Source organism: Streptomyces sp. NPDC002734, from assembly GCF_040295685.1.
GTDB lineage: Bacteria > Actinomycetota > Actinomycetes > Streptomycetales > Streptomycetaceae > Streptomyces.
Map to the genome: position 1 here is coordinate 14,799 of NZ_JBEOVU010000007.1, position 25,261 is coordinate 40,059.

Genomic DNA, 25,261 nt, shown 5'->3' on the forward strand with positions numbered 1-25,261 from the left:
CGTTGCGCGGGGGCCGCAACGGCGGGATCACGGCGGAAAAGTCACGCTGCGGCGTCGAACCCGGTGTCGCGGGCCAGCTTCTTCAGTTCGAGCAGGGCGTGCTTCTCGATCTGCCGGATGCGCTCACGGGTGAGGCCGTGTTCCTTGCCCACCTCTGTCAGCGTACGCTCCCGGCCGTCCTCGATGCCGTAGCGCATCTTGATGATCGAGGCCGTGCGCTGGTCGAGGTGGTTGATGAGGCCGTCGAGCTCTTCGCTGCGCAGCAGCGTGAGCACCGACTGCTCCGGCGACACCGCGGAGGTGTCCTCGAGGAGGTCGCCGAACTGCGTCTCGCCCTCGTCGTCCACCGACATGTTCAGCGAGACGGGGTCGCGCGCCCAGTCCAGCACGTCGGTGACGCGCTCGGGGGTGGCGCCCAGCTCCTCGGCGATCTCCCTGGGCTCCGGGTCGCGGCCGTGCTCGCGGTTGAACTCGCGCTGCACACGGCGGATGCGGCCCAGCTCCTCCACCAGGTGGACGGGGAGCCGGATGGTGCGGGACTGGTCGGCTATGGAACGGGTGATGGCCTGACGGATCCACCAGGTCGCGTAGGTCGAGAACTTGAAGCCCTTGCGGTAGTCGAACTTCTCCACCGCGCGGACCAGACCGGCGTTGCCCTCCTGGATCAGGTCCAGCAGGGGCAGCCCGCTGCGCGGGTAGCGGCGGGCGACCGCCACGACCAGACGCAGGTTGGACCGGATGAAGACGTCCTTGGCCCGCTCTCCCGCTTCCACCAGAGCCTCGAGCTCCTCGCGGGTGGCGTCGGACTTCGACTCCGCCTCGCCGCCGAGGATCTGCTGGGCGAAGACACCCGCCTCGATCGTCTCGGACAACTCGACCTCCTTTGCGGCGTCGAGCAGCGGCGTACGCGCGATCTCGTCCAGGTACATGCCGACCAGGTCGCGGTCCGCGATCTCGCCGCCATGGGCGCGAACGCTGCGTGCCGCGTCGGACGTCCCGCCGGAGGTGGCGGACTTGCGACGGGCGACGGCACGGGTTGCCATGCGTGTGCTCCCTAACGATGGTGGGCGGACGTTTTCCAGCTGTGGACGCCGGCCTCCCGGGCGGCCGTGAATCACCCCCGGCGGGCTCGGCGTGACGTTGAAGCGTGTGAGCCTCACAGTCACCGGGTGCCCGGCATCCGTGGGATACAACGACCGGAAACGGGACAGAATTCCCGCACGGTCCCACGAGTCCCTCCCGCATGCAGTACCCTGCCCGCCCGCACCGCGGAGACGGAGGAACACGGTGGGTGAGGAAGTACAGGTCAGGGCCGGTGTCGAGCAGGACCTCGCGGCGCTGACGGCCATTTACAACCACTACGTGTGTGAGACGCCTTACACGTTCGACACGGAAATCTTCACTCCGGAGGAGAGACGCGCCTGGCTGGCCTCGTATTCCCCCGGAGGGCCGCACCGCCTGCTGGTGGCGGAGGACGTGGGGACGGGGGAGGTGCTCGGATACGCGACCTCGGGCCGGTTCCGCCCGAAGCCCGCGTACCTGAGCTCGGTCGAGTGCACGGTCTACCTGGCGCCGGGCGTGACCGGCCGCGGGGTGGGAGGCCGGCTGTACGGGGCGCTGTTCGATGCGCTGGCGGACGAGGACGTGCACCGGGCCTACGCGGCGATCGTCCCGCCCAACGAGCCGTCCGAGCGACTGCACCGGCGCTTCGGCTTCGAACCCGTCGGGGTGCTCCGTGAGGTCGGGCGGAAGTTCGGGCGGTATTGGGACGTGGCCTGGTTCGAGAAGGCCCTGTAAGAGGGTTGGGGGGATCGGACTGGAGGTGAGTGAGCGGACGGGTTCGGACCGGGCCGGGCCCGGCGGTGCGGCGGCCCGGCGTACCGCCGGGGGCGGTCGCTACGGCTCGACGCGACGTTCCATCGCGGCCCTCGCCGCGGCCTCGGTGGGGTAGACCTCGCACATGTGGCGACCGTCCGGCGTCGCCGTGTGCTCGACCTCCCACAGGGAGGTGCGGCGGCCGCCCGGCAGCAGGAAGGCGTGCTCGTACAGGGACAGGCACACCCCCGTCCCGGTGCGGCACGGCGGTCCGAAGGCCTGGGTGATCTCGTGCGCGTACGCCGCCCGCAGGGCCGCCGCGGCGTCCGGGCCGGGGCGGTCAGGGTTCTCCGCGCGCCGCAGCAGCCGGCGCAGGTGGTCCGCCGAGTCGGCGGGCGCGTACGGCGGCCCGAAGCCCGTCAGGGGAGGCAGCCGCACCGGAGGCAGGCGCAGCGCGTCCATCGGCGCCAGGGCCGGCTCGTCGGACGGCAGGGGGAGCCGACCCGTGGCCGCGGACAGCTCGTCCAGGTCCGCGTAGACCTCGTGCCGCACCAGGCGGCCCGCCGCGGTGTTGTGGACGAGCTCCCACAGCGTGAGCACGGAGCCGTCGGAGAGCAGCCAGGTGTGCCGGTGGGTCTCCCGGTACAGGCCCCCACTGTGGTGGGCGGAATGGAGCGAGCCGTCGTACGCCAGCGCGGAGTCCAGCCGCGTCAGGACCTCGTCGGGCAGTTCGAAGGAGTTCAGGGCGCGGCCCAGGAGCCGGTCCAGGTGCTCCTCCGGGTACGCCGCCGTCTCGTACGGAACGCTCAAGGCTGCTCCCAGCGTCGCTGCTTGTCACCTTGTGGGTGCATACCGTAGCCCCTCGCTCGGACATCATGTCCGGGAACCGAGAAAACGTACGGTTGTTGAGACGCGTACTTCCCCTGGGAGGTTGCCCTGAGGCGGAGGCGTACGCCGGTCGTACGCTTGACGGATGAGTTCCTCCTCCGACGACGCCCAGGCCGACTCCCAGGCCGACGCTTCGGCCGACGCCCGGACCGGTACCCCCGGCGGGACGCCGTCCGGCCCCGCCGCCGACGCCGCCCCGGCCCCCACCGACGCGGCCGCGGCCCCCACCGTCGCGGCCGCGCCCCGTCGGCCCAGGGCCGCGCTGGTCTTCGACGACCCGCTGGACCAGCAGTCCTCGGACGACACCGACCGTGGCTGGGGGGAGCGTTCGCGCGGTGGTGGGGACGCCGCCGCGGACCTCCGCCGCTTCCTCGACGAGAAGCCGCCGCACCACCTCTGAGCCACCGGGCCCGCGGCCACTGTGTCCGCGGCGAGCCGCCGTGCCCGCGCCGCTCAACGTCCGCTCCGGAAAGCCACCGTGAGCCGGTCCTCCGGCGCCGTGCCGAGCAGGCGTACCGCGGCGGTGCGGGGCGCGGAGAGCACCACGAGCGCCCCGCCGGTCGCGCCGCCCATGTCGAGGTCCGTCGCTCCGGGCGGCCCCGGCGGCGGCCCGGGCAGCCGGGCGACCCGCACCCCGCGCGCCAGCACCCGCGGACGGCCTCGCGGTCCGGCGGCCACCACGTCGACCAGGTCCCCGCGGCGCAGCAGCGCCGCGACGGCCGGATCCGCGAGCCGCACCGGCGCCTCCACCCGCTCCCCGTCCGGCGGGGGCAGCCCTTGAAGCGCGCCCACTGCCGCCCTTCCGCCCACGCGGGCCGAGGTCTCGGAGGACGCCGAGGACGCCGCAGGTGCGGCAGGAGCGGCCGGTCCCGGGGCGAGGGCGGTCACCGCCACGGCCGTCAACGCGGCGGCGAGCACCCGTGGCGCGGCGCGGGCCGGCCGTCCGCCGCGCAGGCGCCCGCCGGGCACCCGCAGCGGGGCGAAGAGCGGGATGCTGCCGGGGGCGGGCACCCCGCCCGGCCCGAGCCGCCGCAGCGGGGCGGCGGGGGAGCCGGCGGCACCGGAGCAGCCGTGGGCACAGGCGTCCGGCCAGGGCGGCGGCGCGGTGTGCGCGTTCGCGGCGTTCGCGGCCGCGGCGCGAGTGGGGGCGCAGGTGTTCGTGAGGTTCATGGGCCCACGCTGACCCATTTCCGCAACCCCTGCCGGAGGCTGTGGACAACCCTCGGCGAACCCTCCTCCCCAGCTCACTCGGGAGAGTGAAGGCAGGGGAGAAGGCGCCAGGGTCACGGGGCCCATGGGCTACGGGAGGGCGAAGCCCGGGTCCTGGGCGCCCAGCGCACCGGCGCAGAGGCAGGTGCGCGCGTCGGACGCCGGGAGCGCCGCCACCGCGTCGAACAGGACGTCCCGCATGCGGTCCACGTTCGCGCCGAACACCTGGAGCACCTCCTCGTGGGAGACGCCCTCACCGGTCTCGGCGCCCGCGTCCAAGTCGGTGACCAGGGTCAGCGAGGTGTAGCAGAGTTCCAGTTCGCGGGCGAGCGGAGCCTCGGGGTGCCCGGTCATGCCGACCACGGACCAGCCCTGGGCGGCGTGCCAGCGGGACTCGGCGCGGGTGGAGAAGCGGGGTCCCTCGATCACCACCAGGGTCCCGCCGTCGACGGCCTCCCAGTCGCGGCCGCGCGCCGCTTTGAGGGCGACGGCCCGTCCGGCGGGGCAGTAGGGGTCGGCGAGGGAGACGTGGACGACGTTGGGGACGGTGCCGTCGGGCAGCGGGAGCCCGTCGAAGTAGGTGCCGGCCCGGGACTTGGTGCGGTCCACCAGCTGGTCGGGCACCAGCAGCGTGCCCGGCCCGTACTCGGGCCGCAGGCCGCCGACCGCGCAGGGGCCGAGGACCTGCCGGACGCCCACCGACCGCAGCGCCCAGAGGTTGGCCCGGTAGTTGATGCGGTGCGGCGGCAGGTGGTGCCCGCGTCCGTGCCGGGGCAGGAACGCCACCCGGCGGCCGGCGATCTCGCCGACGAACAACGAGTCGCTGGGCGGCCCGTAGGGGGTCTCGACCGCGACCTCGGTCACGTCGTCGAGGAACGAATAGAAGCCGGACCCGCCGATCACGCCGATCTCGGCGCTCACCGTGTTCACCATGGCCCGAACCTTAGGCCCTCCCCCGCGGGGACCGACACGGGCCCGGCCGCCGCGGCTCACCGTCCGGCCCCGCACACCGCCGCGGACCGGACGAGTCCCCAGGACGCGCGAAAGCCCCGCCCTCTCCCGGTGACGACCGGGAGAGGGCGGGGCCCGCGAGGTGTGGGTCAGGCGGCCGAGCTGCTGCTCGACGAGGAGGTCGAGGCCGGCGCCGACGAGGCGGCGGGGGCCGACGTCGACGACGTGGACGAACCCGACGTCGAGGAGGAGGACGAGGCCGACGAGCTCGAGCCGCTGCTCGAGGAGCCGGACTTCGCGGCCGGGGAGCTGCTCGACGAGGAGCCGCGGCTGTCGTTGCGGTAGAACCCGGAGCCCTTGAAGACGATGCCGACGGCCGAGAACACCTTCTTCAGGCGGCCCTGGCAGTTCGGGCACTCGGTCAGAGCGTCATCGGTGAACTTCTGCACCGCCTCGAGGCCCTCGCCGCACGCGGTGCACTGGTACTGGTAGGTCGGCACTGTCTTCCTCCTGGCACTCTCACTCAATGAGTGCTAACGACGATCCATCTTGACGCATTCCTCGCCGTCAGTCCACTGCCGCACCCCGTCCGGTGACCGAAACCACTGCGCGGACCACCGCGGGAAGCGCCGCGACCACCGTGCAGAAGCGCCACGACCACCGCCACGACCACCGCCGCGACCACCGCGGCAACCACCGCACGGACCACCCCCCGGACCACCGCGGACCCCCGTCCGCCGTCGGGGGCGGAGAGTTACCGCGCCGCCCCCGACGTACCCAGCCACCCGGCCAGCTTTCCGCCCCGGGCCACCGCCCGCAGGCGCCGCTCGGCGGCGTCCTGCACCTGGTCGGTGGCGATCACCAGCAACTCGTCCCCCCGCTGGAGCACCGTGGCGGGCGACGGCACGAAGGAGGCGCCGGCCCGGACCACCAGGGTGACCGAGGCGCCCACCGGCAGCCGGAGCTCGCCGACCTCGACGCCGTGCATCCGGGAGTCCCTGTCCACGGTCAGCGAGAGCAGGTGCCCGCGCAGCCGCTCCAGCGGCGCGGACTCGATGCCCAGGTCGGAGGCCTCGTTGTCGTCGCCCAGGCGCAGCTTGCGGGCCAGCCAGGGGAGCGTCGGCCCCTGGATCAGCGTGTAGACCACGACCAGCACGAAGACGATGTTGAAGATCCGGCGGCTGCCCGCCACCCCGGCCACCATCGGGATGGTGGCCAGGATGATCGGCACCGCGCCCCGCAGCCCCGCCCACGACATCAGCGCCTGCTGCTGCCAGGGCACCCGGAACGGCGACAGGCAGGCGATCACGCTCAGCGGCCTCGCCACCATGGTCAGGACCAGGCCGATCACCAGCGCGGGCAGGATGTCGTCGCCCAGCTCCCGCGGGTTGACCAGCAGGCCGAGCAGCACGAACATGCCGATCTGCGCGATCCAGCCGAGCCCGTCGGCGAAGCCGCGGGTGGCCGGGTGGTGGGGCAGCCGGGCGTTGCCCAGCACCATCGACGCCAGGTAGACCGCGAGGAAGCCGCTGCCGTGCGCGATGGCGCCCGCCGCGTAGGCCGTCACGGCCATCGACATCACGGCGATGGGGTAGAGGCCGGAGGCGGGCAGCGCGACCCGCCGCAGCCCCCAGGCGCCCAGCCAGCCGACCGCCAGGCCCACGGCCGCGCCGATCGCCAGTTCCATCGCCATCTCCGCCAGCAGCAGGTACCAGTGCTCGAACGGCCCGGCGGTGGAGAAGGAGACGACCAGGATGACCACCGGGGCGTCGTTGAAGCCCGACTCGGCCTCCAGGGTGCCGGTGATGCGGGACGGCAGGGGGATCCGGCGCAGCACGGAGAAGACCGCCGCCGCGTCGGTCGAGGAGACCACCGCGCCCACGATGAGCGCCTGCCGCCACTCCAGCCCGGCCAGGTAGTGGGCGGCCGCGGCGGTGACCGTCACGCTCACCGCGACGCCGGCCGAGGCCAGCACGCCGGCGGCGGGCAGCACCGGTTTGATCTGGCCCCACTTGGTGCCCAGTCCGCCCTCGGCGAGGATCACGACCAGGGCCGCGTAGCCGATGACCTGGGTGAGCGCGGCGTTGTCGAACTCGATGCCCGCGATGCCGTCGGAGCCCAGCGCGATGCCGATGCCGAGGTAGATGAGGAGGCTCGGGAGTCCGCTGCGTGAGGACACGCGCACGGCGGCCACGGCCACCAGGAGGACGAGCGAGGCGCCGAGCAGAAGCTGGTTGAGGTGGTCGACAGACAGTTGGCGCCCCTTCCCTTCCCTCCGAGGTGCTGCGAACAGCCCCGTGTGCGCACGGGACGGCATCGGCAGGTCTTTCGTTACCTTACCTAACTCTTGACGCTTTCTTGACGCGCTTTCGCCACTTCGCGCCCCGGCGGACGCTCCCTGCGGACGCCGCATCGGGACGAACAGGACACCCTGGACACCCCGCTCGCCTGATGCCACGGCTTCACAGACGCCGCGTCAAGCCGCCGCGCCCCGTGCGCCTATCGTTGCTCCAGCGCGACGTCGGGCCACGCCGCCGCGCCCAGAACTGACCACCGCCCGCCCCGCCGCTCGCGTGAGGACAGCAAGGACAGCGATGCCCCCCAACACCACCGCCTCTTCCGGTCAGCAGCCCGGCAAGTCCGGCAGGAAGAAGGGGCGCAAAGCCCGACTCCTGGTCCTTCTCGTCGTCCTCGCGCTCATAGGCGGCCTGGTCTACGGCGGGTACTGGACGGTCAGCACCGTCCGTGCCTCGTTCCCGCAGACCAGCGGGTCGCTGACCCTCAAGGGCCTGTCCGGCCCGGTCGAGGTCCGGCGCGACGGCCAGGGCGTGCCGCACGTCTACGCCGACTCCGAGGAAGACCTGTTCATGGCGCAGGGATTCGTCCAGGCGCAGGACCGGTTCTACGAGATGGACGTGCGCCGCCACCTGACCGCGGGCCGGCTCTCCGAGATGTTCGGCGCGAGCCAGGTCGGCACCGACGAGTTCCTGCGCACCCTCGGCTGGCGCCGTGTCGCGCAGCAGGAGTACGACAAGAAGCTGTCCGCCTCCACCAAGAAGTACCTGCGGGCCTACACCAAGGGCGTCAACGCCTACCTCGGCGATCGCGAGGGCGACGAACTCTCCCTGGAGTACGCGGCGCTCGCGCTCACCGGCGACTACACGCCCCAGCCGTGGACCCCCGTCGACTCGGTGGCCTGGCTCAAGGCGATGGCCTGGGACCTGCGCGGCAACATGCAGGACGAGATCGACCGTTCGCTGATGACCAGCAGGCTCGACGCGAAGCAGATCGCCGACCTGTACCCGGGCTACCCGTTCGAGCGGAACCGGACGATCGTGCAGGAGGGCGCATACTCGCAGGCCACCGGCACCTGGGACCAGAAGGCCACCGCGAGCGAGCAGGCCCAGGGCGGCGCCGGCACCCTCCCGGGTGTCGCGGCGGAGGACCAGGCCGGGCTGCAGAGCCAGCTCGCCGGTCTCTACGGCGCCCTGGACGAGCTGCCCACCGCGGTCGGCGTCAACGGCAACGGCATCGGCTCCAACTCCTGGGTGGTCGCCGGATCGCACACCGTGGGCGGGGCCCCGCTGCTGGCCAACGACCCGCACCTGTCGCCCGCGCTGCCCTCGGTCTGGTACCAGATGGGCCTGCACTGCCGCACCGTCTCCGCGAGCTGCCGCTACGACGTCTCCGGTTACACCTTCTCCGGCATGCCCGGCGTGGTCATCGGCCACAACGCGCAGATCGCCTGGGGCATGACCAACTCCGGCGTGGACGTCAGCGACCTGTACCTGCAGAAGGTCACCCGCGACGGCTACCAGTACGACGGGAAGACCGTCCCCTTCCGGACCCGTGAGGAGACCATCAAGGTCGCCGGCGGGGCCGACAAGAAGATCGTGGTCCGCGAGACCAACAACGGCCCGCTCCTCTCCGACCGCGACGACGAGCTCGTCCAGGTCGGAAGGAAGGCCGGCGTGAAGGCCGCCGCACCCGACCGGGGCGACGGCTACGGGGTCTCGCTGCGGTGGACCGCGCTCGACCCGGGCAGCACCATGGACGCCGTCTTCGCCATCAACACGGCGCGGAACTGGCAGGAGTTCCGCAAGGCCGCCGAGCTGTTCGAGGTGCCCTCGCAGAACCTCGTCTACGCCGACCGGAAGAACATCGGCTACCAGCTGCCGGGCCGCATCCCGGTCCGCGCCGAGGGCTACGACGGCGCGCTCCCGGCGCCCGGCTGGGAGCGTGCCGCCCGCTGGACCGGCTGGATCGACCAGGACGAGCTGCCCTACGAGTTCAACCCGGAGCGCGGCTACATCGTCACCGCCAACCAGGCCGTGGTCGACGAGGACGCCTACCCGTACCTGCTGACCGGCGACTGGTCCTACGGCGCCCGCAGTCAGCGGATCAACGACCTGGTCAAGGCGAAGATCGAGGGCGGCGGCAAGGTCTCGACCGAGGACATGCGCGAGATGCAGACCGACAGCAGCAGCGAGATCGCCAAGCTGCTGGTGCCCGAGCTGCTGAAGATCGACGTCAAGGACGACGACGTCCGCGACGCGCAGGAGCTGCTGGAGAGCTGGGACCGCACCCAGACCCCGGACTCGGCGGCGGCCGCGTACTTCAACGCCGTGTGGCGCAACATCCTGAAGCTGGCGTTCGGCAACAAGCTGCCCAAGGAACTGCGGGTCGAGGGCCAGTGCCTGTGGGTGGAGCCGGTGAACACCACCGGTCCCGCCGAGGAGGCGGACAAGGTCCGCGAGTGCGGGCAGCGCAGCGCCACGCAGGCCCAGCCGGACGGCGGCGACCGGTGGTTCGAGGTCGTGCGGAACCTGATGGCGGACGAGGACAGCGAGTGGTGGACCACCGGCAAGTCGCTCAGCGGCCGTAAGGGCGCCAAGAACGACCGGGACGCCCTGCTCGAGCGGGCCATGGTCGACGCGCGCTGGGAGCTGACGGCGAAGCTCGGCAAGGACATGGACAGCTGGAGCTGGGGCCGGCTGCACACGCTGTACCTGAAGAACCAGACCATGGGCACGGCCGGTCCGGGCTTCCTCCAGCACATGCTCAACCGCGGGCCCTGGGAGCTCGGCGGCGGCGAGTCCACCGTCGACGCGACGGGGTGGAACGCGGCCGGCGGGTACGGGGTGGTCTGGGTGCCGTCCATGCGGATGGTGGTGAACCTCGACGACCTCGACAAGTCGAAGTGGATCAACCTCACCGGCGCGTCCGGGCACGCGTACAGCTCGCACTACGTGGACCAGACGGACGCGTGGGCGAAGGGGGAGCTGTACGAGTGGCCGTTCTCCGCGGCCGCGGTGAAGCGGGCCACGGAGGAGACGCTCACGCTGAAGCCGTGACGGCCCGCCCGCCGGGCCCACCGCACCGGGGCGGTTCCCTCACGGGGGAGCCGCCCCGGCGGCCTTCCCGGACGCGGAGGTCAGCCGAAACGGTGGAGGCCCGAGGGGGTCACCGCGGCGGTGACCGGGCGGTCGTGCGGTTCGGCGGGGACCGTGTCGCGCAGCTCGGTGTCGTGCAGGAGGACCACCAGCGCCGGGGCGGCGCCCGCCGCGTCGAGGCGGGCGAGGACCCGGTCGTAGGAACCGCCCCCGCGCCCGAGCCGCAGCCCGCCGCGGTCCACCGCCAGCCCCGGCAGGAGGACCACGTCCGCGGCGAGCACCGCCTCGACGCCGCCCGGCGCGCCGCCCGGTTCCAGCAGTGTCATCCGCCCCGCCCCCAGCGGCCGTGCGACCAGCGCGTCCGCGCCGCGGTACTCCCCCCAGTCCAGGTCGTCGTCCTCACGCAGCACCGGGAGCAGCACCCGCACGCCCCGTCCGCGCAACGCGTCCAGCAGCGCACGGGTCTCCGGCTCCGCGCCCACCGAGACGTACGCAGCGACCGTCCGCGCCCGCGCCACCTCCGGCAGCTCCAGGGCTCGCGCCGCCAGCGCGTGTCCGGCCGCACGGCGCTCGTCGTCCGTCAACCTTCTCCTCGCACGGAGGATCTCCGCCCGCAACCTTCGCTTGGCATCCTCGTCAGTCACTGTTGTCTCCCACCGCGGTGTCTCCCACAGCTTCCCGGCCGCACGATCGGTTCAGTTTTCCGCCCGAATGCAGCCATATGACGTGGAATCGAATGGAGCTCCCGATTCCGTACAACCCAATGGATATGGTTGCGAACATGATGAAGGCACATCCTCGGATCAGTAAGGCTGTCATCCCGGCGGCCGGTCTCGGCACGCGGTTCCTTCCGGCCACCAAGGCGACGCCCAAGGAGATGCTCCCGGTCGTCGACAAGCCGGCGATCCAGTACGTCGTCGAGGAGGCCGTCCAGGCCTGCCTGCGGGACGTGCTGATGGTCACCGGCCGCAACAAGCGCCCGCTCGAGGACCACTTCGACCGCAACTACGAGCTGGAGAACGCCCTCGAGCGCAAGGGCGACAACGACCGGCTGGCCCGCGTCCAGGAGCCGACCGACCTCGCCACCATCCACTACGTCCGCCAGGGCGACCCCAGAGGTCTCGGCCACGCGGTGCTCTGCGCCGCCCCGCACGTCGGCGACGAGCCCTTCGCGGTCCTCCTCGGCGACGACCTGATCGACCCGCGCGACCCGCTGCTCTCCCGCATGATCGAGGTCCAGGCCGAGTACGGCGGCAGCGTCGTGGCGCTGATGGAGGTCGACCCGGCGCAGATCCACCTCTACGGCTGCGCCGCCGTCGAGTGCACCAAGGACGCCGACGTCACCCGGGTGACCGGGCTGGTCGAGAAGCCCGAGGCGGCCGACGCCCCGTCCGCCTACGCCGTCATCGGCCGCTACGTCCTCGACCCGGGCATCTTCGAGGTGCTGCGGCACACCGCGCCGGGGCGCGGCGGCGAGATCCAGCTGACCGACGCCCTCCAGCACCTGGCGGCCGACGAGAGCATCGCCGGACCCGTCCACGGCGTCGTCTTCAAGGGCCGCCGCTATGACACCGGAGACCGTGGCGACTATCTGCGTGCGATTGTCCGACTGGCATGCGAACGTGAGGACCTGGGGCCGGACTTCCGGACCTGGCTCCGCCGATTCGTAGCCGAGGAGATGTAACGGACTTGAGCACCACCGCACCCCGCAGCACCGCGTCGCCGTCGCAGGAGGACCGCCTGTGGACGGTGGAGGAGCACCTCGAGGACATCCTCTCCACCGTCCGCCCCCTCGAGCCGATCGAGCTGCAACTGCTCGACGCCCAGGGCTGCGTCCTGGTCGAGGACGTGACGGTGCCGGTCTCCCTGCCGCCCTTCGACAACAGCTCGATGGACGGCTACGCGGTGCGCGTCGCGGACGTGACGGGTGCGAGCAGGGAGTTCCCCGCGGTCCTCGAGGTGGTCGGGGACGTGGCGGCCGGTCAGGCCCCCGGGCTGAAGGTGGGTCCGGGGCAGGCCGCCCGCATCATGACCGGCGCGCCCCTGCCGCCCGGCGCCGAGGCGGTCGTGCCCGTCGAGTGGACCGACGGCGGGCTCGGGGGCGGGCCGGCCACCGGGATGAAGGCCCGCAGCAAGGCGCCCGAGGGCGCCACCGGGCAGGTCAGGGTCTACCAGGGCGCCGAGGCCGGGGCGCACGTCCGCCGCGCCGGCAGCGACATGAAGGCGGGGGACCGCGCCCTCGCCGCCGGCACCGTCCTCGGGCCCGCCCAGCTCGGCCTGCTCGCCTCCGTGGGCCGGGCCACCGCGAAGGTCCGGCCCCGGCCGCGGGTCGTGGTCCTCTCCACCGGCAGCGAACTCGTGCCGCCCGGCGAGCCGTTGAAGCCCGGGCAGATCCACGACTCCAACAGCTTCGCCCTCACCGCCGCCGCCCGGGAGGCCGGGGCGATCGCCTACCGGGTGGGAGCGGTCGCCGACGACGCGGAGACCCTGCGCACCAGCGTCGACGACCAACTGGTGCGCGCCGACCTGCTGGTGACCAGCGGAGGCGTCAGCGTGGGCGCCTACGACGTGGTCAAGGAGGCGCTCACCGCGCCCGAACCGGCAACGCTCGAGGCCGAGGACGGCGACGGCGAGGAGGGCGCCGAGCGCGACGGCGAGGGTGGCGGCGAGCAGCGGGCCGCCGCCGGGGTCGACTTCCGGCGCGTCGCCATGCAGCCCGGCAAGCCGCAGGGCTTCGGGATGATCGGGCCCGACCACACGCCGGTGCTCACCCTGCCGGGCAACCCGGTCTCCTCGTTCGTCTCCTTCGAGATCTTCGTCCGCCCGGTGATCCGGGCCCTGATGGGCCTGCCCGAGGACCAGCTCCACCGGCCGCGCACCCGGGCGTCCCTGGACGCCGGCAAGGCGCTCTCCTCGCCGCAGGGCCGCCGCCAGTTCCTGCGCGGCCGCCTCGACGGCGACCGGGTCACCCCGGTGGGCGGCGCGGGCTCCCACCTGGTCGGCGCGCTGGCCCGGGCGAACGCGCTGATCGTGGTCCCCGAGCACGTCACCTCGGTGGAGCCCGGCGACGACGTCGAGGTGGTCCTGCTCGGCTGACGGGCGGATCCTGGCGGTACCGTGTCGCGCATCGCCGTGCACACCTCGCACGGCAGCAGCCCTGAACGACTAAGGACGCCTTCCGCATGGGTACGCAGGACCGACTGACCCACATCGACGAGGCGGGCGCCGCCCGCATGGTCGACGTCTCCGGGAAGGACGTGACCGCCCGCACCGCCCGCGCGAGCGGCCGGGTCCTCGTCCACCCGCGCGTGGTGGAGCTGCTGCGCGGTGAGGGCGTGCCCAAGGGGGACGCCCTCGCGACCGCGCGGATCGCCGGGATCATGGGCGCCAAGAAGACGCCCGAACTGATCCCCCTCTGCCACCCGCTGGCCCTCTCCGGGGTGAAGCTCGACCTCGCCGTCACCGACGACGCCGTCGAGATCACCGCCACGGTGAGGACCACCGACCGCACCGGGGTGGAGATGGAGGCGCTGACCGCCGTCACCGTCGCCGCACTCACCGTCGTCGACATGGTCAAGGCGGTCGACAAGGGCGCCGTCATCAGCGACGTGCGGGTCGAGGAGAAGACCGGCGGCAAGTCCGGCGAGTGGAGGCGGGCGTGAGCGGTCCTCAGGGGCACGGCGCCCGAGGACCCGAGCCCGAGGGCTACCGGGCACTGGTCGTCACCGCGTCCAACCGGGCCGCCGCCGGGGTCTACGAGGACCGCGGCGGTCCGCTGCTGAAGGCGGGTCTCGAGGCGCTCGGCTTCGCCGTGGACGGTCCCGTGGTGGTCCCCGACGGCGACCCGGTCGAAGCCGCGCTGCGGGACGCCGTCGCGGCCGGCTACGACGTGGTGCTCACCACCGGCGGCACCGGCGTCTCGCCCACCGACCGCACCCCCGAGGCCACCCGCCGGATCCTGGACCACGAGGTCCCCGGCATCCCCGAGGCGATCCGCGCGTACGGCCGGGAGAAGGTGCCCACCGCGGCGCTCTCGCGGGGGATCGCGGGCGTCGCCGGGCACACCCTGGTCGTCAACCTCCCCGGCTCCACGGGCGGGGTGAAGGACGGCCTCGCCGTCCTCGGCGACCTGCTCACGCACGCCGTGGACCAGCTCCGCGGCGGGGACCACCCCTCCTCCGCGCCGTCGGGGGGCCCGTCCTCCGGGGGTGCGAGCTGAACGGCCTGCTCTGGCCCGTGGTCCTGCAACACGGCGACGTCCGGCTGCGGCCGATGCGGATGCGCGACCAGGGCGACTGGCGCGAGGTCAACCGGCGCAACCGCGACTGGCTGCGCCGCTGGGAGGCGACCATCCCGCCCCCGATGCCGGGCGGCCCGGTCACCCACCGGCCCACCTTCCGGCAGATGGTCCGTCACCTGCGCTCCGAGGCGCGGGCCGGGCGGATGATGCCCTGGGTCGTCGAGTACCGCGGCCGCCTGGCCGGGCAGTTGACGGTCGGCAGCATCACCTGGGGCTCCATGTGCTCGGGGAACATCGGCTACTGGGTGGACCAGGCGGTGGCCGGCCGCGGCGTGATGCCGACAGCGGTCGCCCTCGCCGCGGACCACAGCTTCCGCTCGGTCGGACTGCACCGGCTGGAGGTCTGCATTCGCCCCGAGAACGGGCCCAGCCGCCGCGTCGTGGAGAAACTCCGATTCCGCGAGGAAGGGCTGCGGCCGCGCTATCTGCACATCGACGGGGACTGGCGCGACCACCTCGTCTACGCGCTCACCGCGGAAGAGGTCCCCGAAGGGATGATGACGCGTCTGTCCAGGCTGAGGGGCCGCACGCCCTGACGGAAGTCCGAGAAGGCGCCCTGTCACCGGTAATTGAATAAGTGTTCGAATTTGGGTCCGTTGCGCTCACGTTTGGGTGCAGGAATTCATGCTTCCGGCGGTCTGTGATCACATCGGTCGCCTAAAAGGCTCGAAATATCAGCCAGATCGTGCGACACACCGTGTGAATTGGCAGATGGCCTCACCCAAACCGCTCTACCGTGTGACCGTGAGCAGCAGCGGCCTCATCTACGCAGTCATTGTCGGGGCCTGGGCCGCCTACTTGGTGCCGATGTGGCTCCGTAGGCAGGACGAGCTGAACGAGGCCCGTCCGACGGAACGCTTCAGCACCGCCATCCGGCTGCTGTCCGGAAGGGCGGGGATGGAGCGCCGTTACGCCAAGGACCTCGCGCGCTCCTCCGACGAGGCGGAGCCCGCGGCCGACCCGGTCGACCCGGACGCCGTGACCGACTCGGTCGACGTCCGGGCCTTCGCCGTACCCCCGGACGATCCGCACCCCGCCGGGCCGGAGCAGCGCTGCGGTGAGGCTCCCGGCGCCCGGCAGCGGACCGGCCGCCCGGACCGCGCCGGGCACCCGGACCGCGCCGGGCACCCGGCGCGCGTCGAGCCCCCGGATCGCGTCGAGCACCCGGCCCGTGCCGGAGAGCACCCGGCCCGTACGGAGCGCCTGGAGCGGCCGGACCGTCCCGACCGCCTCGACCGGGCCTCCCGGGCGGCCGCGGAGCGGAAGGCGGAGGCGGCGCGGGCGAAGATCGCGCGCTCCCGGGTGATGGCCCGCAGACGGCGCACCATCACCCTGCTCTTCGTCGTCTTCAGCGCCGGCGCGGTCGCCGCCGCGGTGGGCGGTGTCGCCTTCCTCTGGGCGCCGGTCCTGCCGGCCGTGCTGCTCAGCGTCTACATCGCCTACCTCCGCACCCAGGAACGCCGCCGCTTCGCCTACCGCATGGACCGCGGTCAGGCCGAGGAGGCGGCGCGGCGCGTGCGCGAGCGAGGCCGTGAGCGGGAGCGCGGCGGGCGCCGCCGTCCGGGTCCGTCGCCCGCGGCGGACCCCGAGCGTGGCACCGAACGCCTCCCGCGCGGACCCGAGCAGGACCTCGCCGTCCAGCGGCCCACGGGCCGTCCGGGCGACGGCGTGCCGGAGCCCGAGGGCCACGACCCCGGGCCGGCCACGCTCTCCTCGCTCGCCGCCGACCGGCTCGCCCTGATCGAGCAGACCGACCATGCCGAGTGGGTCGACCAGCAGCGTGAGCCCGAGCGGGACGCGGGTCCCTCCGACAGCTGGGAGCCGGTGCCGGTCCCGCTGCCGACCTACGTCACCGCGCCGGTGGCCCCGCGCACCACCTCCGACGTCGACCTCACGGACGACGCCTGGAGTTCCGCCCGCGCCGCCGTCGGCGCGGACCGCCACGACCAGTCGGCGGAGCCGCGCGGGGCCCAGGAGGCCGAGGCGTCCGAGGCGTCCGCGTCCGAGGAGCCCCAGGCCCACCCGGAGCCCCGAGGCCGCTCCGGAGCCCGCCGTGGCCGCGGCCGGGGCCGCACCCCGCTCTTCGACCAGTACGCCGAGGGGGACCGGGACCGGCCCCGGGCGGCCAACGAGTGACCCGCCGGGTGGAGCGGCGTCCGGCCTGCGGGGATCGCGCGGAACGGATTACCGACCACCCGGATGGGGATGCTAGAGTTTCACTCGTTGCAAGGGCCTGTGGCGCAGTCCGGTAGCGCACCTCGTTCGCATCGAGGGGGCCAGGGGTTCGAATCCCCTCAGGTCCACCTGCACGACAAGATCCCGACGATCTCACGATCGGCCGGGATCTTCGTCGTTTCCGGGGACCCCACGCACCGGCGTCCCGAGCCGGGCGGGAGCTCCGCCCGACCCGGGGTGGGTCAAGGTATGTGGCGGGCGCCGGGGAGGGCCTCGCCGAACCTGAGGTCCGAGTACCGGCGGGTGACGGTGCTGGGCCCTGATCGGGAATCCGGCCGAGGGTGACCAGGCCGGCCTCGCCCGACCCGCGCATGTGTATGGTGCATGCCAAAACTCCACCGCGGCCGCGGGAGGCTCCCTTGGACATGCTCGTGACGCTGGCCGGCCGGGGCGTCTCTCCTCAGGAGTGGGCGGTCGTGATGCTGGTCGGGGGAGCCTTCATGACATTGACGGGCGTCATCCTCGTGCTCAGCCCCTCGGTCTCGGCGGACTGGAACATCCAGCAGCGGCAGGACAGGTACGACGCCTACGGGCGCGGAAGGCCGCCGACGGCAGCCGACCGCCATGCGCAGCAGGTCCTCGCGCGTGCTTTCGGCGGCGTGTTCGCGGTCGTGGGACCCCTCCTGCTGATCGCGGGGATCGTGCGCCTGGTCACGCGGTAGAGGTCGTGGCGGACCGGCCCCGTGGCGGACCGGCCCGCGGTCACGGCTTGCGCAGCCGCCGGTCGAGGGCGAGGGAGAGCTCCGCCTGGACCACGCTGCGGGCCAGCGGGCGCAGGCGCTGGGCGTCCTCCTCCGGGGCGTGGGCGCCGACCAGGTCGGCGAAGAGGTCCGCGATGGCGTCGGCGTGCTCGCGCACCCGCCGCCCCGCCTCCAGGACCGCGGCGAGCGGGATGCCCTCGCGCACCAGGGCGGAGGAGACGTCCAGCAGGTTGCGGCTGATGTGCACGAACTCCTCGCCGTCCACGGCGACATAGCCGAGCTCCATCGCCGCGACCAGGTTCTCCGGGGACACCTCGCCCGCGAACCGTTCCGCCAGCTCCTCCGGCGAGAGCCGCACCGGCGTCTCCTCGGTGGGAGCGACGCCCAGCAACTCGCCGACGCCCCGGCCGTGTTCGAAGGCCTCCGCGAGTTCGGCGATGCCGCTCAGGGTGTGGCCCCGCTCCAGCAGGGCCGCGATGGTGCGCAGCCGTGCCAGGTGGCGGTCGTCGTACCAGGCGATCCGCCCCTCGCGCCGCGGCGGCGCCAGCAGTCTGCGCTCGCGGTAGAAGCGGAGGGTGCGCGTGGTGATGCCGGCCAGTCGCGCCAGTTCCTCCGCGCGGTACTCCCGCCGCCCGTCGTCGTGTCCCACCGTCTCCGCCTCGTCCGTCACGCGGATCACCCTAGGCCGTACCGCCGGTAACTTTCCTCGCCCGGACCCCTACCCATCAGTACGCCACTGCCCTACGCTCCCAACAGTGCCAGTGAACACTGGCAAGGTTCGCGAGGGGTCCGAGCGGACCGCGGCAGCAGCACGGCACGGCACACACGAACTCGGCACGGCACCAGCAACAGCCAGACACAGCGCGGGAGGCGGCGGGATGGCCGACTACGAGCACGAACACGTACGAGTGGCGGTGATCGGCGCCGGGTTCGGCGGACTCGGCGCCGCGGTCCGGCTCCGCCGGGAGGGCGTCACCGACTTCGTCGTCCTGGAACGCGCCTCCGCCCTCGGCGGCACCTGGCGCGACAACAGCTACCCCGGGTGCGCCTGCGACGTCCCGTCGCACCTGTACTCGTTCTCCTTCGCCCCCAACCCGGACTGGCCGCGCGCCTTCTCCGGGCAGGAGCACATCCACGCCTACCTGGAGAAGGTGGCCGACACCTTCGGCCTGCGCCCCCACCTCCGCTTCGACTCCGAGGTCGAGCGCATGACCTGGGACAACGAGGCGCTGCACTGGGTGATCGAGACGAAGAGCGGCAGCCTCACCGCCGACGTCGTGGTCAACGCCACCGGCCCGCTCTCCGACCCCAAGCTGCCCGACGTGCCCGGCCTCGACTCGTTCCCCGGCAAGGTGTTCCACTCCGCCCGCTGGGACCACGACTACGACCTCACCGGCAAGCGCGTCGCCATGGTCGGCACCGGCGCCTCCGCCATCCAGATCGTGCCCGCGATCCAGCCGAAGGTCGGCCGGCTCACCGTGCTTCAGCGCACGCCCCCGTGGGTGATGCCCCGCGCCGACCGCCCGATCGGCGGCCTGGAGCGCAAGGTCCACCGCGCCGTCCCGCTCACCACCAGGATGCGCCGCGGCGTCCTGTGGGGCATCCGCGAGCTCCAGGTGCAGGCGTTCACCAAGCACCCCGACCTGCTCGGCGTCGTCGAGAAGCTCGCCAAGGCCAACATGGCCAAGGCGGTCAAGGACCCCGAACTGCGCCGCAAGCTGACCCCGGACTACCGGATCGGCTGCAAGCGCATCCTCCTCTCCAACACCTACTACCCGGCGCTCGCACAGCCGAATGTGGACGTGGTGGCGAGCGGCCTGGCCGAGGTCAGGGGCTCCACCCTGGTGGCCTCCGACGGCACCGAGGCCGAGGTCGACGCGATCGTCTTCGGCACCGGCTTCCACGTCACCGACATGCCGATCGCCGAGCGCGCGGTCGGCGCCGACGGACGGACCCTCGCGGAGACCTGGAAGGACGGCATGGCGGGCCTGCGCGGCACCACCACGGCCGGCTTCCCCAACTTCCTGCTGGTCATCGGCCCCAACACCGGGCTCGGCAACTCCTCGATGATCCTCATGATCGAGGCCCAGCTGAACTACCTCGCCGACTACCTGCGCCAGCTCGACGTCCTCGGCGGACGCGCCGCCCTGGACGTGCGCCCCGAGGCGCAGGACGCCTGGACCCACCGCGTCCAGGAGCGGATGAAGCGCACCGTGTGGAACACCGGCGGCTGCACCAGCTGGTACCTCGACGCAGGCGGGCGCAACACCACCGTCTGGCCGGGCACCACCTCCGAGTTCCGCAAGGCCACCCGCCGGGTCGACCTGCTGGAGTACGACGTGGTCCGCCCCGCCCCCGCCGCAGCCGAGGCCGCTTCCGGGCCCGGCGCCACCGCCGCCGTGGAGGCCGCCGCATGAGCACCCTCGACCACCTGACGACGCTGGGCCGCTACCAGCCGCCCGCGCCCGCCCGCGAGCTGACCGCCTTCTCCGCGGACGGCGCCCGCATCTCGATCGAGGTGCACGGCCCCGAGGGCGCCCCCGCCGTCGTGCTCGCCCACGGCTGGACCTGCTCCGTCGCCTTCTGGGCGGCGCAGATCCGCGACCTGTCCGACCGGTTCCGCGTCATCGCCTACGACCAGCGCGGACACGGCGGCAGCCCGCTGCACGCCCCCGTCGGCACCCAGCAGCTCGCCGACGACCTCGAGGCGGTGCTGGCCGCCACCCTCGCCCCCGGCGAGAAGGCGGTGATCGCCGGACACTCGATGGGCGGCATGACGATCATGGCGGCCGCCGGACGCCCCGGCTTCCGCGAACACGCCGCGGCCGTACTGCTCTGCTCCACCGGCGCCTCCGCCCTGGTGCCGGAGTCCACGGTCCTCCCGATCAGGCGCGGCGCGGTCCGCACCTGGCTCACCGGACAGATCCTGGGCTCCCCGCTGCCGATCGGCCGCCGGCCCACCGGCTTCAGCCGCAAGGTCCTCAAGTACGGCACCATGGGCGCCGGTTCGACGCCGCAGATGGTGGAGGCCTGCGCACGGGTGGTGCACGCCTGCCCCACCAAGGCGCGGCACGCCTGGTCCCACGTCCTGTCCACCCTCGAACTCACCGAGGGCGCACGGCTGCTGGACCTCCCCACCGAGGTCCTCGTGGGCACCGCGGACCGGCTGACACCGCCGGTGCACGCCCGTAACCTCGCCCAGGAGCTGCCCAACTGCCTCCGGGTGACCGAACTTCCGGGCCTCGGCCACATGACCCCGATCGAGGCGCCGGACGTGGTCACCGACCGCATCAGGGCGCTGGCCGCCGCCCACCTCGCCGACGGCGCTGCGGCCGACGCGCGCACCGGGAACACCGCCGAGGGCACCGACCGGACCGGCACGACCGACAGGACCGGCACGACCGGCACGACGAAGGAGAGCGCCGCATGAGCAAGATCAACCTGGAGGGACGGGTCGCCGTCGTCACCGGCGGCGCGCGGGGCGTCGGCGAGCTGCTGGCCCGCAAGCTGTCGGTGCGCGGCGTGAAGGTGGCGCTGGTGGGCCTGGAGCCGGAGCGGCTCAAGGAGGTCTCCGGCCGCCTGTACGCCGAGAGCGACTGGTGGCACGCCGACGTCACCGACCAGGACGCCATGAACCAGGTGGCCGCCGAGGTCAAGGAGCGGTTCGGGCGGATCGACATCGTGATCGCCAACGCGGGCGTCGCCACCGGCGGTCCGCTCGTCAGCTCCGACGCGGACGCCTGGCGGCGGGTGATCGAGGTCAACCTGATCGGCTCGGCGGTCACCGCGCGGGCGTTCCTGCCCGCGCTGATGGAGACCCGCGGCTACCTGCTGCAGATCGCCTCGCTGGCCGCGCTCACCCCGGCCCCGATGATGTCGGCGTACTGCGCCTCCAAGTCCGGCGTCGAGGCGTTCGCGCACTGCCTGCGCGGCGAGGTCGGCCACAAGGGCGTGGACGTGGGCGTCGGTTACCTGTCGTGGACCGACACCGACATGGTGCGCGGCGCCGACCAGGACGACGTGATGCGCGAGCTGCGCAAGCGGCTGCCGTGGCCGACCAACAAGACCTACCCGCTCGGTCCCGCGGTGGACCGGCTGGTGGACGGCATCGAGCGGCGCTCCGCGCACGTCTACGGGCAGTGGTGGCTGCGCGGCATGCAGTCGATCCGTGGCGCGCTGCCCACCCTGATCGGCACGGTCGGGCCCCGCGAGGTGCGGCGGTTCGACGACCGTCTGGACCAGGTCCGGCCCGGTCTGGTGGGCGCCGGAGGCGCCGCCGACGAGCAGGAACGGACGTCCCAGCACAGCGGGTGATGATCGAAATGCGCTGCGTGCACGGCCGTGTCACGCTGGTCGAGCCCCGATCCCCTCACCACTCATTGGAGTGACACACATGGGCATCAAGGACCAGTTCCAGGACAAGGCCGAGCGTCTCCAGCAGGAGGCCAACCAGCGCATGGGTCAGAAGAAGGACGAGATGGGCGACCGCTCCCCGTCCCGTGACCGCTCCCCGTCGGACCGCGAGCAGGACCGCTCGCGCCGGTCGTCCGAGGACGACATCTACGACGAGGACACGATCTGACGCAGGCCCTGGCAACGCGCGCAGCCTGATCCTGTGACGAGGGCGCCCCCTTGACGAGGGGGCGCCCTTCGCGTGTCGCCCCAGGGGGAGGCTTTCCCGGCCCAGTCCCCGGAGTTGTAACATTTTCTGACGGATGATCTATGAGTGGGCCAATTGACGTAGATCTCCGTAGGTTCCGTCAGGTGAGCCAAGTTCGCGCGCTGAGCGCCATCCGCCTCTCTGTTCGCACTGACGAGACAACGTCGCCGAGTCGCCAAAGGGCAGCCAACAGCAAGGAAGCCGCGCGCCGCGGAGCTGTCATCGTTGGGGAAGCGGAAGACCTGGACGTCAGCGCGACGAAGACGACACCCTTCGACCGGCCGGAACTGGGTGCCTGGCTCGAGCGGCCCGACGACTTCGACATGATCATCTGGTGGCGCATGGACCGCGCTGTCCGCTCCATGGCCGACATGGCCGAGCTGGGTCGCTGGGCAAAGCAGCACGGGAAGCTCTTGGTCTTCGCCGAAGGGCCTGGCGGCACGCCGATGGATCTTGACATGCGGACCGTCTCCCCTGTCTCAGAGTTGATCACGACGCTCCTGGCCTTTTCCGCGCAGATGGAGTCGACGGCCATCCGTGAACGCGTGACCGGTGCTATGGCAGCGCTTCGCTCCCAGGGCCGCTACGGAGGGGGGCTGGTGCCGTTCGGGTACGAGAAGGTCCCCAATCCTGAGGGGCCCGGGTTCAAGCTGGCCCCCGACCCCGAAGCCGTGAAGATCTTGACTCGCATCGTGAAGGCCGTTCTGGACGGCGAGTCCCTGTGCTCGCTCGCGTACGCGCTGAACGAATCCGGGACCCCGGTCCCGCGCGACTACCAGGCGGTCAAGGCCGGGCGGGAACCTGGCGGCATGCGCGGTGGCCGAAGCCATGACCGCTTCCGCTGGACGTCCGGAACCTTGTCGAAAGTACTCCGGACCCCCGCACTGATGGGCCACCGAGTCCACCAGGGAAAGACCGTGCGGGACTGTGACGGCAGTCCTGTCCTGATCGGGGAGCCCGTTCTGACGCAGGAGGAGTATCAGGTTCTTCAGGACGCCCTCTCCGCACGCACGCCGCGTAACGGCAAGGGTCGCAAGGGCACGAACGCCCTCCTCCTGGGAGTGGTCCGTTGCGCAGGGTGCGGCGGGAACATGTACCTGTCGAAGCGCGTCGGAGGGATGGATTACGTCTGCCGCGCCACGTCTCGTGGTATCCGCTGCCCCGCCGTGTCGGGTATGCGTGCCGACTGGCTGGAGCAGTACGTGACGGACGAGTTCCTTGGCCGGATGGGAGAGGTCGTGATGACAAAGGTCATCACCCGCAAGGGATACGACCCACGACCCGAACTTCGCGAAGTGGAGGGCGAACTGCGAGCCCTGTACGCGGATCGGGACATGCGCCGGTCTAAGACCGGACGGATGGTCTGGGAGGACGAAGTGGCTGCCCTGGAACGGCGTGCGGAAGCCCTGGAAGCGACGCCGCGCCAGGAGAGCAGGACGGAGGTGGTGGAGACAGGCGAGACGTATGCCAGCTTCTGGAACCGACACGACACCCTTGGCCGCCGTCAGCTCCTCCTGGACGCGAAGGTGCAGGTCACTGTCGCCAAAGGCCGTCCTGGCGGAGGGCCGGAACGGCTCAAGGGCCCGGACACCAAGCGGCTGGCCTTCACGATCGGGGCGCAGGTCGAACCGCTCACGGCGCGCGTGGCGGATCATGAAGTGGAGGCGCACACCGCGTCATCCACCTGACGCTGGACGGAGTGGAGGGCGGGATACGGCTTCTTGCTGAGCCGACGGCTACTGGTCGAACACGACGGTCACCGGTGCGTGGTCCGACCAGCGTTCGGTGTGACTGGCTGCCCTTTCCACGTACGCCTTCACTGCACGGGCCGCCAGACCGGGCGTTGCGTAGAGCGCGTCGATGCGCCACCCGCTGTCGTTGTCGAAGGCGCGGCCGCGGTAGGACCACCAGGAGTACGGCCCCTCCGTCTCCGGGTGCAGGGCGCGGACCACGTCGACGTAGCCGCCGTCGCCGGGCGAGAGCACCCGGGTCAGCCACTTGCGCTCCTCGGGGAGGAACCCGGAGCTCTTGCGGTTGGCGCGCCAGTTCTTGAGGTCGGCCTCGGCGTGGGCGATGTTCCAGTCGCCGCAGACCACCACCTCGCGCCCGTCGGCCGCGGCGCGCTCGCGCAGCGCCTTCAGGTACACCAGGAACTCGTCCATGAACCGGTACTTCTCGTCCTGCCGCTCGGTGCCGACCTCGCCGGAGGGCAGGTAGAGGCTGGCGACGGTGACGCCCGGCAGGTCCGCCTCCACGTAGCGGCCGGTGGTGTCGAACTCCGCGGACCCGAACCCGACGCGCACCGCGTCCGGCTCCCGGCGGGTGTAGAGGGAGACGCCGGCCCTGCCCTTGGCGGCGGACGGCGCGTGGACGACGTGCCACCCGTCGGGGGCGCCGGCGGCCTGCGGGAGCTGGCCCGGCTCGGCCCGCACCTCCTGCAGGCACAGCACATCGGCGGAGGTCTCCGCCAGCCACTCGACGAAGCCCTTCTTGGCGGCGGCGCGGAGCCCGTTGACATTGACGGAGGTCACAGTAAGCACCGGAGCACAATACCGGCACACTGGACGGACCCGCCCATCAGTTCGCCGAACAGCACGGAAGTACGATCCCCGCCATGAACATCCGCACTGTCCCGTTCGACCACCCCGACGCCGTGAAGCTGAACGACGAGGTCCAGGAGGAGTACCGGCGCCGCTACGGCGACGGCGGCGACGCCACGGTCCTGCACCCCGACGACTTCCGTCCGCCGAACGGGCTCTTCCTGATCGCCTACGACGAGCAGGACCGCCCGGTCGCCACCGGCGGCTGGCGCGCGCAGGACGAGAACGACGAGGGCAACCAGGACGGGGACGCCGAGCTCAAGCGGATGTTCGTGATCGAGCAGTGCCGCGGCCTGGGCCTGGCCCGCCGCATCCTCGCCCTGCTCGAGGAGGACGCCCGCGCCGCCGGCCGCACCCGCATGGTCCTGGAGACCGGCGACCAGCAGCCCGAGGCCGTCGCCCTCTACGGTTCCTCCGGCTACGACCGCTGCGGCAAGTTCGGCTACTACCGCTTCCACGAGAACAGCATCTGCATGGCCAAGCAGCTGTGACCCGCGCAATCACGCCCT

At 72.3% G+C, this 25,261-nt stretch carries 25 protein-coding genes and 1 tRNA gene; 17 read left to right on the forward strand and 9 right to left on the reverse strand.

Annotation, left to right across the window (positions count from 1 at the left end; genetic code table 11):
- Nucleotides 1-41 precede the first annotated feature (41 nt).
- On the reverse strand, nt 42-1,043 hold the full coding sequence (locus tag ABT026_RS08575; RefSeq protein WP_351113364.1) for a sigma-70 family RNA polymerase sigma factor: 1,002 nt from the start codon (nt 1,041-1,043) through the stop codon (nt 42-44).
- Nucleotides 1,044-1,287: 244 nt separating this feature from the next.
- On the opposite strand from ABT026_RS08575, the gene ABT026_RS08580 reads away from it, so the two are divergent.
- On the forward strand, nt 1,288-1,797 hold the full coding sequence (locus tag ABT026_RS08580; RefSeq protein WP_351113365.1) for a GNAT family N-acetyltransferase: 510 nt from the start codon (nt 1,288-1,290) through the stop codon (nt 1,795-1,797).
- Nucleotides 1,798-1,896: 99 nt separating this feature from the next.
- Here ABT026_RS08580 and ABT026_RS08585 read toward each other — a convergent pair whose 3' ends face one another.
- Nucleotides 1,897-2,625 carry a DUF6227 family protein gene (locus ABT026_RS08585; protein ID WP_351113366.1) on the reverse strand — a complete coding sequence of 243 codons (729 nt, stop codon included), beginning with the start codon at nt 2,623-2,625 and terminating at the stop codon, nt 1,897-1,899.
- Nucleotides 2,626-2,788: 163 nt separating this feature from the next.
- On the opposite strand from ABT026_RS08585, the gene ABT026_RS08590 reads away from it, so the two are divergent.
- On the forward strand, nt 2,789-3,103 hold the full coding sequence (locus tag ABT026_RS08590; protein ID WP_351113532.1) for a hypothetical protein: 315 nt from the start codon (nt 2,789-2,791) through the stop codon (nt 3,101-3,103).
- A gap of 53 nt (nt 3,104-3,156) precedes the next feature.
- On the opposite strand, the gene ABT026_RS08595 is transcribed toward ABT026_RS08590, so the two are convergent.
- The 4 genes from ABT026_RS08595 to ABT026_RS08610 all read right to left on the reverse strand — a co-directional run bounded on the left by ABT026_RS08595 (nt 3,157) and on the right by ABT026_RS08610 (nt 7,180).
- The gene (locus tag ABT026_RS08595; protein WP_351113367.1) at nt 3,157-3,873 is read right to left on the reverse strand and encodes a hypothetical protein; all 717 of its coding nucleotides are present in this window, start codon (nt 3,871-3,873) and stop codon (nt 3,157-3,159) included.
- 129 nt (nt 3,874-4,002) lie between these two features.
- Nucleotides 4,003-4,845 (reverse strand): S-methyl-5'-thioadenosine phosphorylase, encoded by an 843-nt coding sequence (locus ABT026_RS08600; protein ID WP_351113369.1) that lies wholly within the window; start codon nt 4,843-4,845, stop codon nt 4,003-4,005.
- A gap of 167 nt (nt 4,846-5,012) precedes the next feature.
- The gene (locus ABT026_RS08605; protein ID WP_351113370.1) at nt 5,013-5,363 is read right to left on the reverse strand and encodes an FmdB family zinc ribbon protein; all 351 of its coding nucleotides are present in this window, start codon (nt 5,361-5,363) and stop codon (nt 5,013-5,015) included.
- Between the two features lie 254 nt (nt 5,364-5,617).
- Nucleotides 5,618-7,180, reverse strand: coding sequence for a potassium/proton antiporter (locus ABT026_RS08610; RefSeq protein WP_351113371.1), 1,563 nt, complete (start codon nt 7,178-7,180; stop codon nt 5,618-5,620).
- Between the two features lie 277 nt (nt 7,181-7,457).
- Here ABT026_RS08610 and ABT026_RS08615 point away from each other — a divergent pair, with 277 nt between their 5' ends.
- Nucleotides 7,458-10,217, forward strand: coding sequence for a penicillin acylase family protein (locus ABT026_RS08615; protein ID WP_351113373.1), 2,760 nt, complete (start codon nt 7,458-7,460; stop codon nt 10,215-10,217).
- A gap of 80 nt (nt 10,218-10,297) precedes the next feature.
- Here the strand turns inward: ABT026_RS08615 and ABT026_RS08620 are convergent, their stop codons facing one another.
- Nucleotides 10,298-10,840, reverse strand: a complete 543-nt coding sequence (locus ABT026_RS08620) for a 5-formyltetrahydrofolate cyclo-ligase (protein WP_502967924.1) — start codon at nt 10,838-10,840, stop codon at nt 10,298-10,300.
- Between the two features lie 197 nt (nt 10,841-11,037).
- On the opposite strand from ABT026_RS08620, the gene galU reads away from it, so the two are divergent.
- From galU to ABT026_RS08660, 8 genes are all read left to right on the forward strand, one after another.
- On the forward strand, nt 11,038-11,940 hold the full coding sequence (galU, locus tag ABT026_RS08625) for a UTP--glucose-1-phosphate uridylyltransferase GalU (protein ID WP_351113375.1): 903 nt from the start codon (nt 11,038-11,040) through the stop codon (nt 11,938-11,940).
- A 5-nt stretch (nt 11,941-11,945) separates the two neighbouring features.
- Nucleotides 11,946-13,352: a molybdopterin molybdotransferase MoeA gene (locus tag ABT026_RS08630; protein WP_351113376.1), complete on the forward strand. Its 1,407-nt coding sequence runs from the start codon at nt 11,946-11,948 to the stop codon at nt 13,350-13,352.
- Nucleotides 13,353-13,438: 86 nt separating this feature from the next.
- A complete protein-coding gene (gene moaC / locus ABT026_RS08635) occupies nt 13,439-13,918 on the forward strand; it encodes a cyclic pyranopterin monophosphate synthase MoaC (protein WP_351113377.1) in 480 nt (159 codons plus the stop codon).
- Nucleotides 13,915-14,475 carry a MogA/MoaB family molybdenum cofactor biosynthesis protein gene (locus ABT026_RS08640; RefSeq protein WP_351113378.1) on the forward strand — a complete coding sequence of 187 codons (561 nt, stop codon included), beginning with the start codon at nt 13,915-13,917 and terminating at the stop codon, nt 14,473-14,475. Before moaC ends, ABT026_RS08640 begins: the two co-directional genes overlap by 4 nt.
- 17 nt (nt 14,476-14,492) lie before the next feature.
- The gene (locus ABT026_RS08645) at nt 14,493-15,092 is read left to right on the forward strand and encodes a GNAT family N-acetyltransferase (RefSeq protein ID WP_351113379.1); all 600 of its coding nucleotides are present in this window, start codon (nt 14,493-14,495) and stop codon (nt 15,090-15,092) included.
- Between the two features lie 208 nt (nt 15,093-15,300).
- On the forward strand, nt 15,301-16,692 hold the full coding sequence (locus tag ABT026_RS08650) for a SepX/GlpR family protein (RefSeq protein WP_351113380.1): 1,392 nt from the start codon (nt 15,301-15,303) through the stop codon (nt 16,690-16,692).
- A 93-nt stretch (nt 16,693-16,785) separates the two neighbouring features.
- Nucleotides 16,786-16,859 (forward strand) — tRNA-Ala (locus ABT026_RS08655).
- 291 nt (nt 16,860-17,150) lie between these two features.
- A complete protein-coding gene (locus ABT026_RS08660; protein WP_351113381.1) occupies nt 17,151-17,453 on the forward strand; it encodes a hypothetical protein in 303 nt (100 codons plus the stop codon).
- A gap of 40 nt (nt 17,454-17,493) precedes the next feature.
- Here ABT026_RS08660 and ABT026_RS08665 read toward each other — a convergent pair whose 3' ends face one another.
- Nucleotides 17,494-18,162 (reverse strand): MerR family transcriptional regulator, encoded by a 669-nt coding sequence (locus tag ABT026_RS08665; RefSeq protein WP_351113382.1) that lies wholly within the window; start codon nt 18,160-18,162, stop codon nt 17,494-17,496.
- A gap of 208 nt (nt 18,163-18,370) precedes the next feature.
- Between ABT026_RS08665 and ABT026_RS08670 the strand changes: the two genes are divergently transcribed.
- The 5 genes from ABT026_RS08670 to ABT026_RS08690 all read left to right on the forward strand — a co-directional run bounded on the left by ABT026_RS08670 (nt 18,371) and on the right by ABT026_RS08690 (nt 23,840).
- Nucleotides 18,371-19,909 carry a flavin-containing monooxygenase gene (locus tag ABT026_RS08670; protein ID WP_351113383.1) on the forward strand — a complete coding sequence of 513 codons (1,539 nt, stop codon included), beginning with the start codon at nt 18,371-18,373 and terminating at the stop codon, nt 19,907-19,909.
- Nucleotides 19,906-20,922 (forward strand): alpha/beta fold hydrolase, encoded by a 1,017-nt coding sequence (locus ABT026_RS08675; protein WP_351113384.1) that lies wholly within the window; start codon nt 19,906-19,908, stop codon nt 20,920-20,922. Before ABT026_RS08670 ends, ABT026_RS08675 begins: the two co-directional genes overlap by 4 nt.
- On the forward strand, nt 20,919-21,806 hold the full coding sequence (locus ABT026_RS08680; protein ID WP_351113385.1) for an SDR family oxidoreductase: 888 nt from the start codon (nt 20,919-20,921) through the stop codon (nt 21,804-21,806). Before ABT026_RS08675 ends, ABT026_RS08680 begins: the two co-directional genes overlap by 4 nt.
- A 79-nt stretch (nt 21,807-21,885) precedes the next feature.
- Nucleotides 21,886-22,074 carry a hypothetical protein gene (locus ABT026_RS08685; RefSeq protein ID WP_351113386.1) on the forward strand — a complete coding sequence of 63 codons (189 nt, stop codon included), beginning with the start codon at nt 21,886-21,888 and terminating at the stop codon, nt 22,072-22,074.
- 182 nt (nt 22,075-22,256) lie between these two features.
- On the forward strand, nt 22,257-23,840 hold the full coding sequence (locus ABT026_RS08690; protein ID WP_351113387.1) for a recombinase family protein: 1,584 nt from the start codon (nt 22,257-22,259) through the stop codon (nt 23,838-23,840).
- 48 nt (nt 23,841-23,888) lie between these two features.
- On the opposite strand, the gene ABT026_RS08695 is transcribed toward ABT026_RS08690, so the two are convergent.
- Nucleotides 23,889-24,713: an exodeoxyribonuclease III gene (locus tag ABT026_RS08695; RefSeq protein WP_351113388.1), complete on the reverse strand. Its 825-nt coding sequence runs from the start codon at nt 24,711-24,713 to the stop codon at nt 23,889-23,891.
- A 53-nt stretch (nt 24,714-24,766) separates the two neighbouring features.
- Between ABT026_RS08695 and ABT026_RS08700 the strand changes: the two genes are divergently transcribed.
- On the forward strand, nt 24,767-25,243 hold the full coding sequence (locus tag ABT026_RS08700; protein WP_351113389.1) for a GNAT family N-acetyltransferase: 477 nt from the start codon (nt 24,767-24,769) through the stop codon (nt 25,241-25,243).
- The last annotated feature ends 18 nt before the right edge of the window (nt 25,244-25,261 follow it).

Excerpts from the sequence above, each read along its gene's own strand:
- ABT026_RS08575 (WP_351113364.1), bottom strand. The coding sequence starts at position 1,043 with ATGGCAACCCGTGCCGTCGCCCGTCGCAAGTCCGCCACCTCCGGCGGG.
- ABT026_RS08590 (WP_351113532.1), top strand. The coding sequence starts at position 2,789 with ATGAGTTCCTCCTCCGACGACGCCCAGGCCGACTCCCAGGCCGACGCT.
- ABT026_RS08595 (WP_351113367.1), bottom strand. The coding sequence starts at position 3,873 with ATGAACCTCACGAACACCTGCGCCCCCACTCGCGCCGCGGCCGCGAAC.
- ABT026_RS08600 (WP_351113369.1), bottom strand. The coding sequence starts at position 4,845 with ATGGTGAACACGGTGAGCGCCGAGATCGGCGTGATCGGCGGGTCCGGC.
- ABT026_RS08610 (WP_351113371.1), bottom strand. The coding sequence starts at position 7,180 with ATGCCGTCCCGTGCGCACACGGGGCTGTTCGCAGCACCTCGGAGGGAA.
- ABT026_RS08615 (WP_351113373.1), top strand. The coding sequence starts at position 7,458 with ATGCCCCCCAACACCACCGCCTCTTCCGGTCAGCAGCCCGGCAAGTCC.
- galU (WP_351113375.1), top strand. The coding sequence starts at position 11,038 with ATGATGAAGGCACATCCTCGGATCAGTAAGGCTGTCATCCCGGCGGCC.
- moaC (WP_351113377.1), top strand. The coding sequence starts at position 13,439 with ATGGGTACGCAGGACCGACTGACCCACATCGACGAGGCGGGCGCCGCC.
- ABT026_RS08670 (WP_351113383.1), top strand. The coding sequence starts at position 18,371 with ATGGCCGACTACGAGCACGAACACGTACGAGTGGCGGTGATCGGCGCC.
- ABT026_RS08675 (WP_351113384.1), top strand. The coding sequence starts at position 19,906 with ATGAGCACCCTCGACCACCTGACGACGCTGGGCCGCTACCAGCCGCCC.
- ABT026_RS08680 (WP_351113385.1), top strand. The coding sequence starts at position 20,919 with ATGAGCAAGATCAACCTGGAGGGACGGGTCGCCGTCGTCACCGGCGGC.
- ABT026_RS08685 (WP_351113386.1), top strand. The coding sequence starts at position 21,886 with ATGGGCATCAAGGACCAGTTCCAGGACAAGGCCGAGCGTCTCCAGCAG.
- ABT026_RS08700 (WP_351113389.1), top strand. The coding sequence starts at position 24,767 with ATGAACATCCGCACTGTCCCGTTCGACCACCCCGACGCCGTGAAGCTG.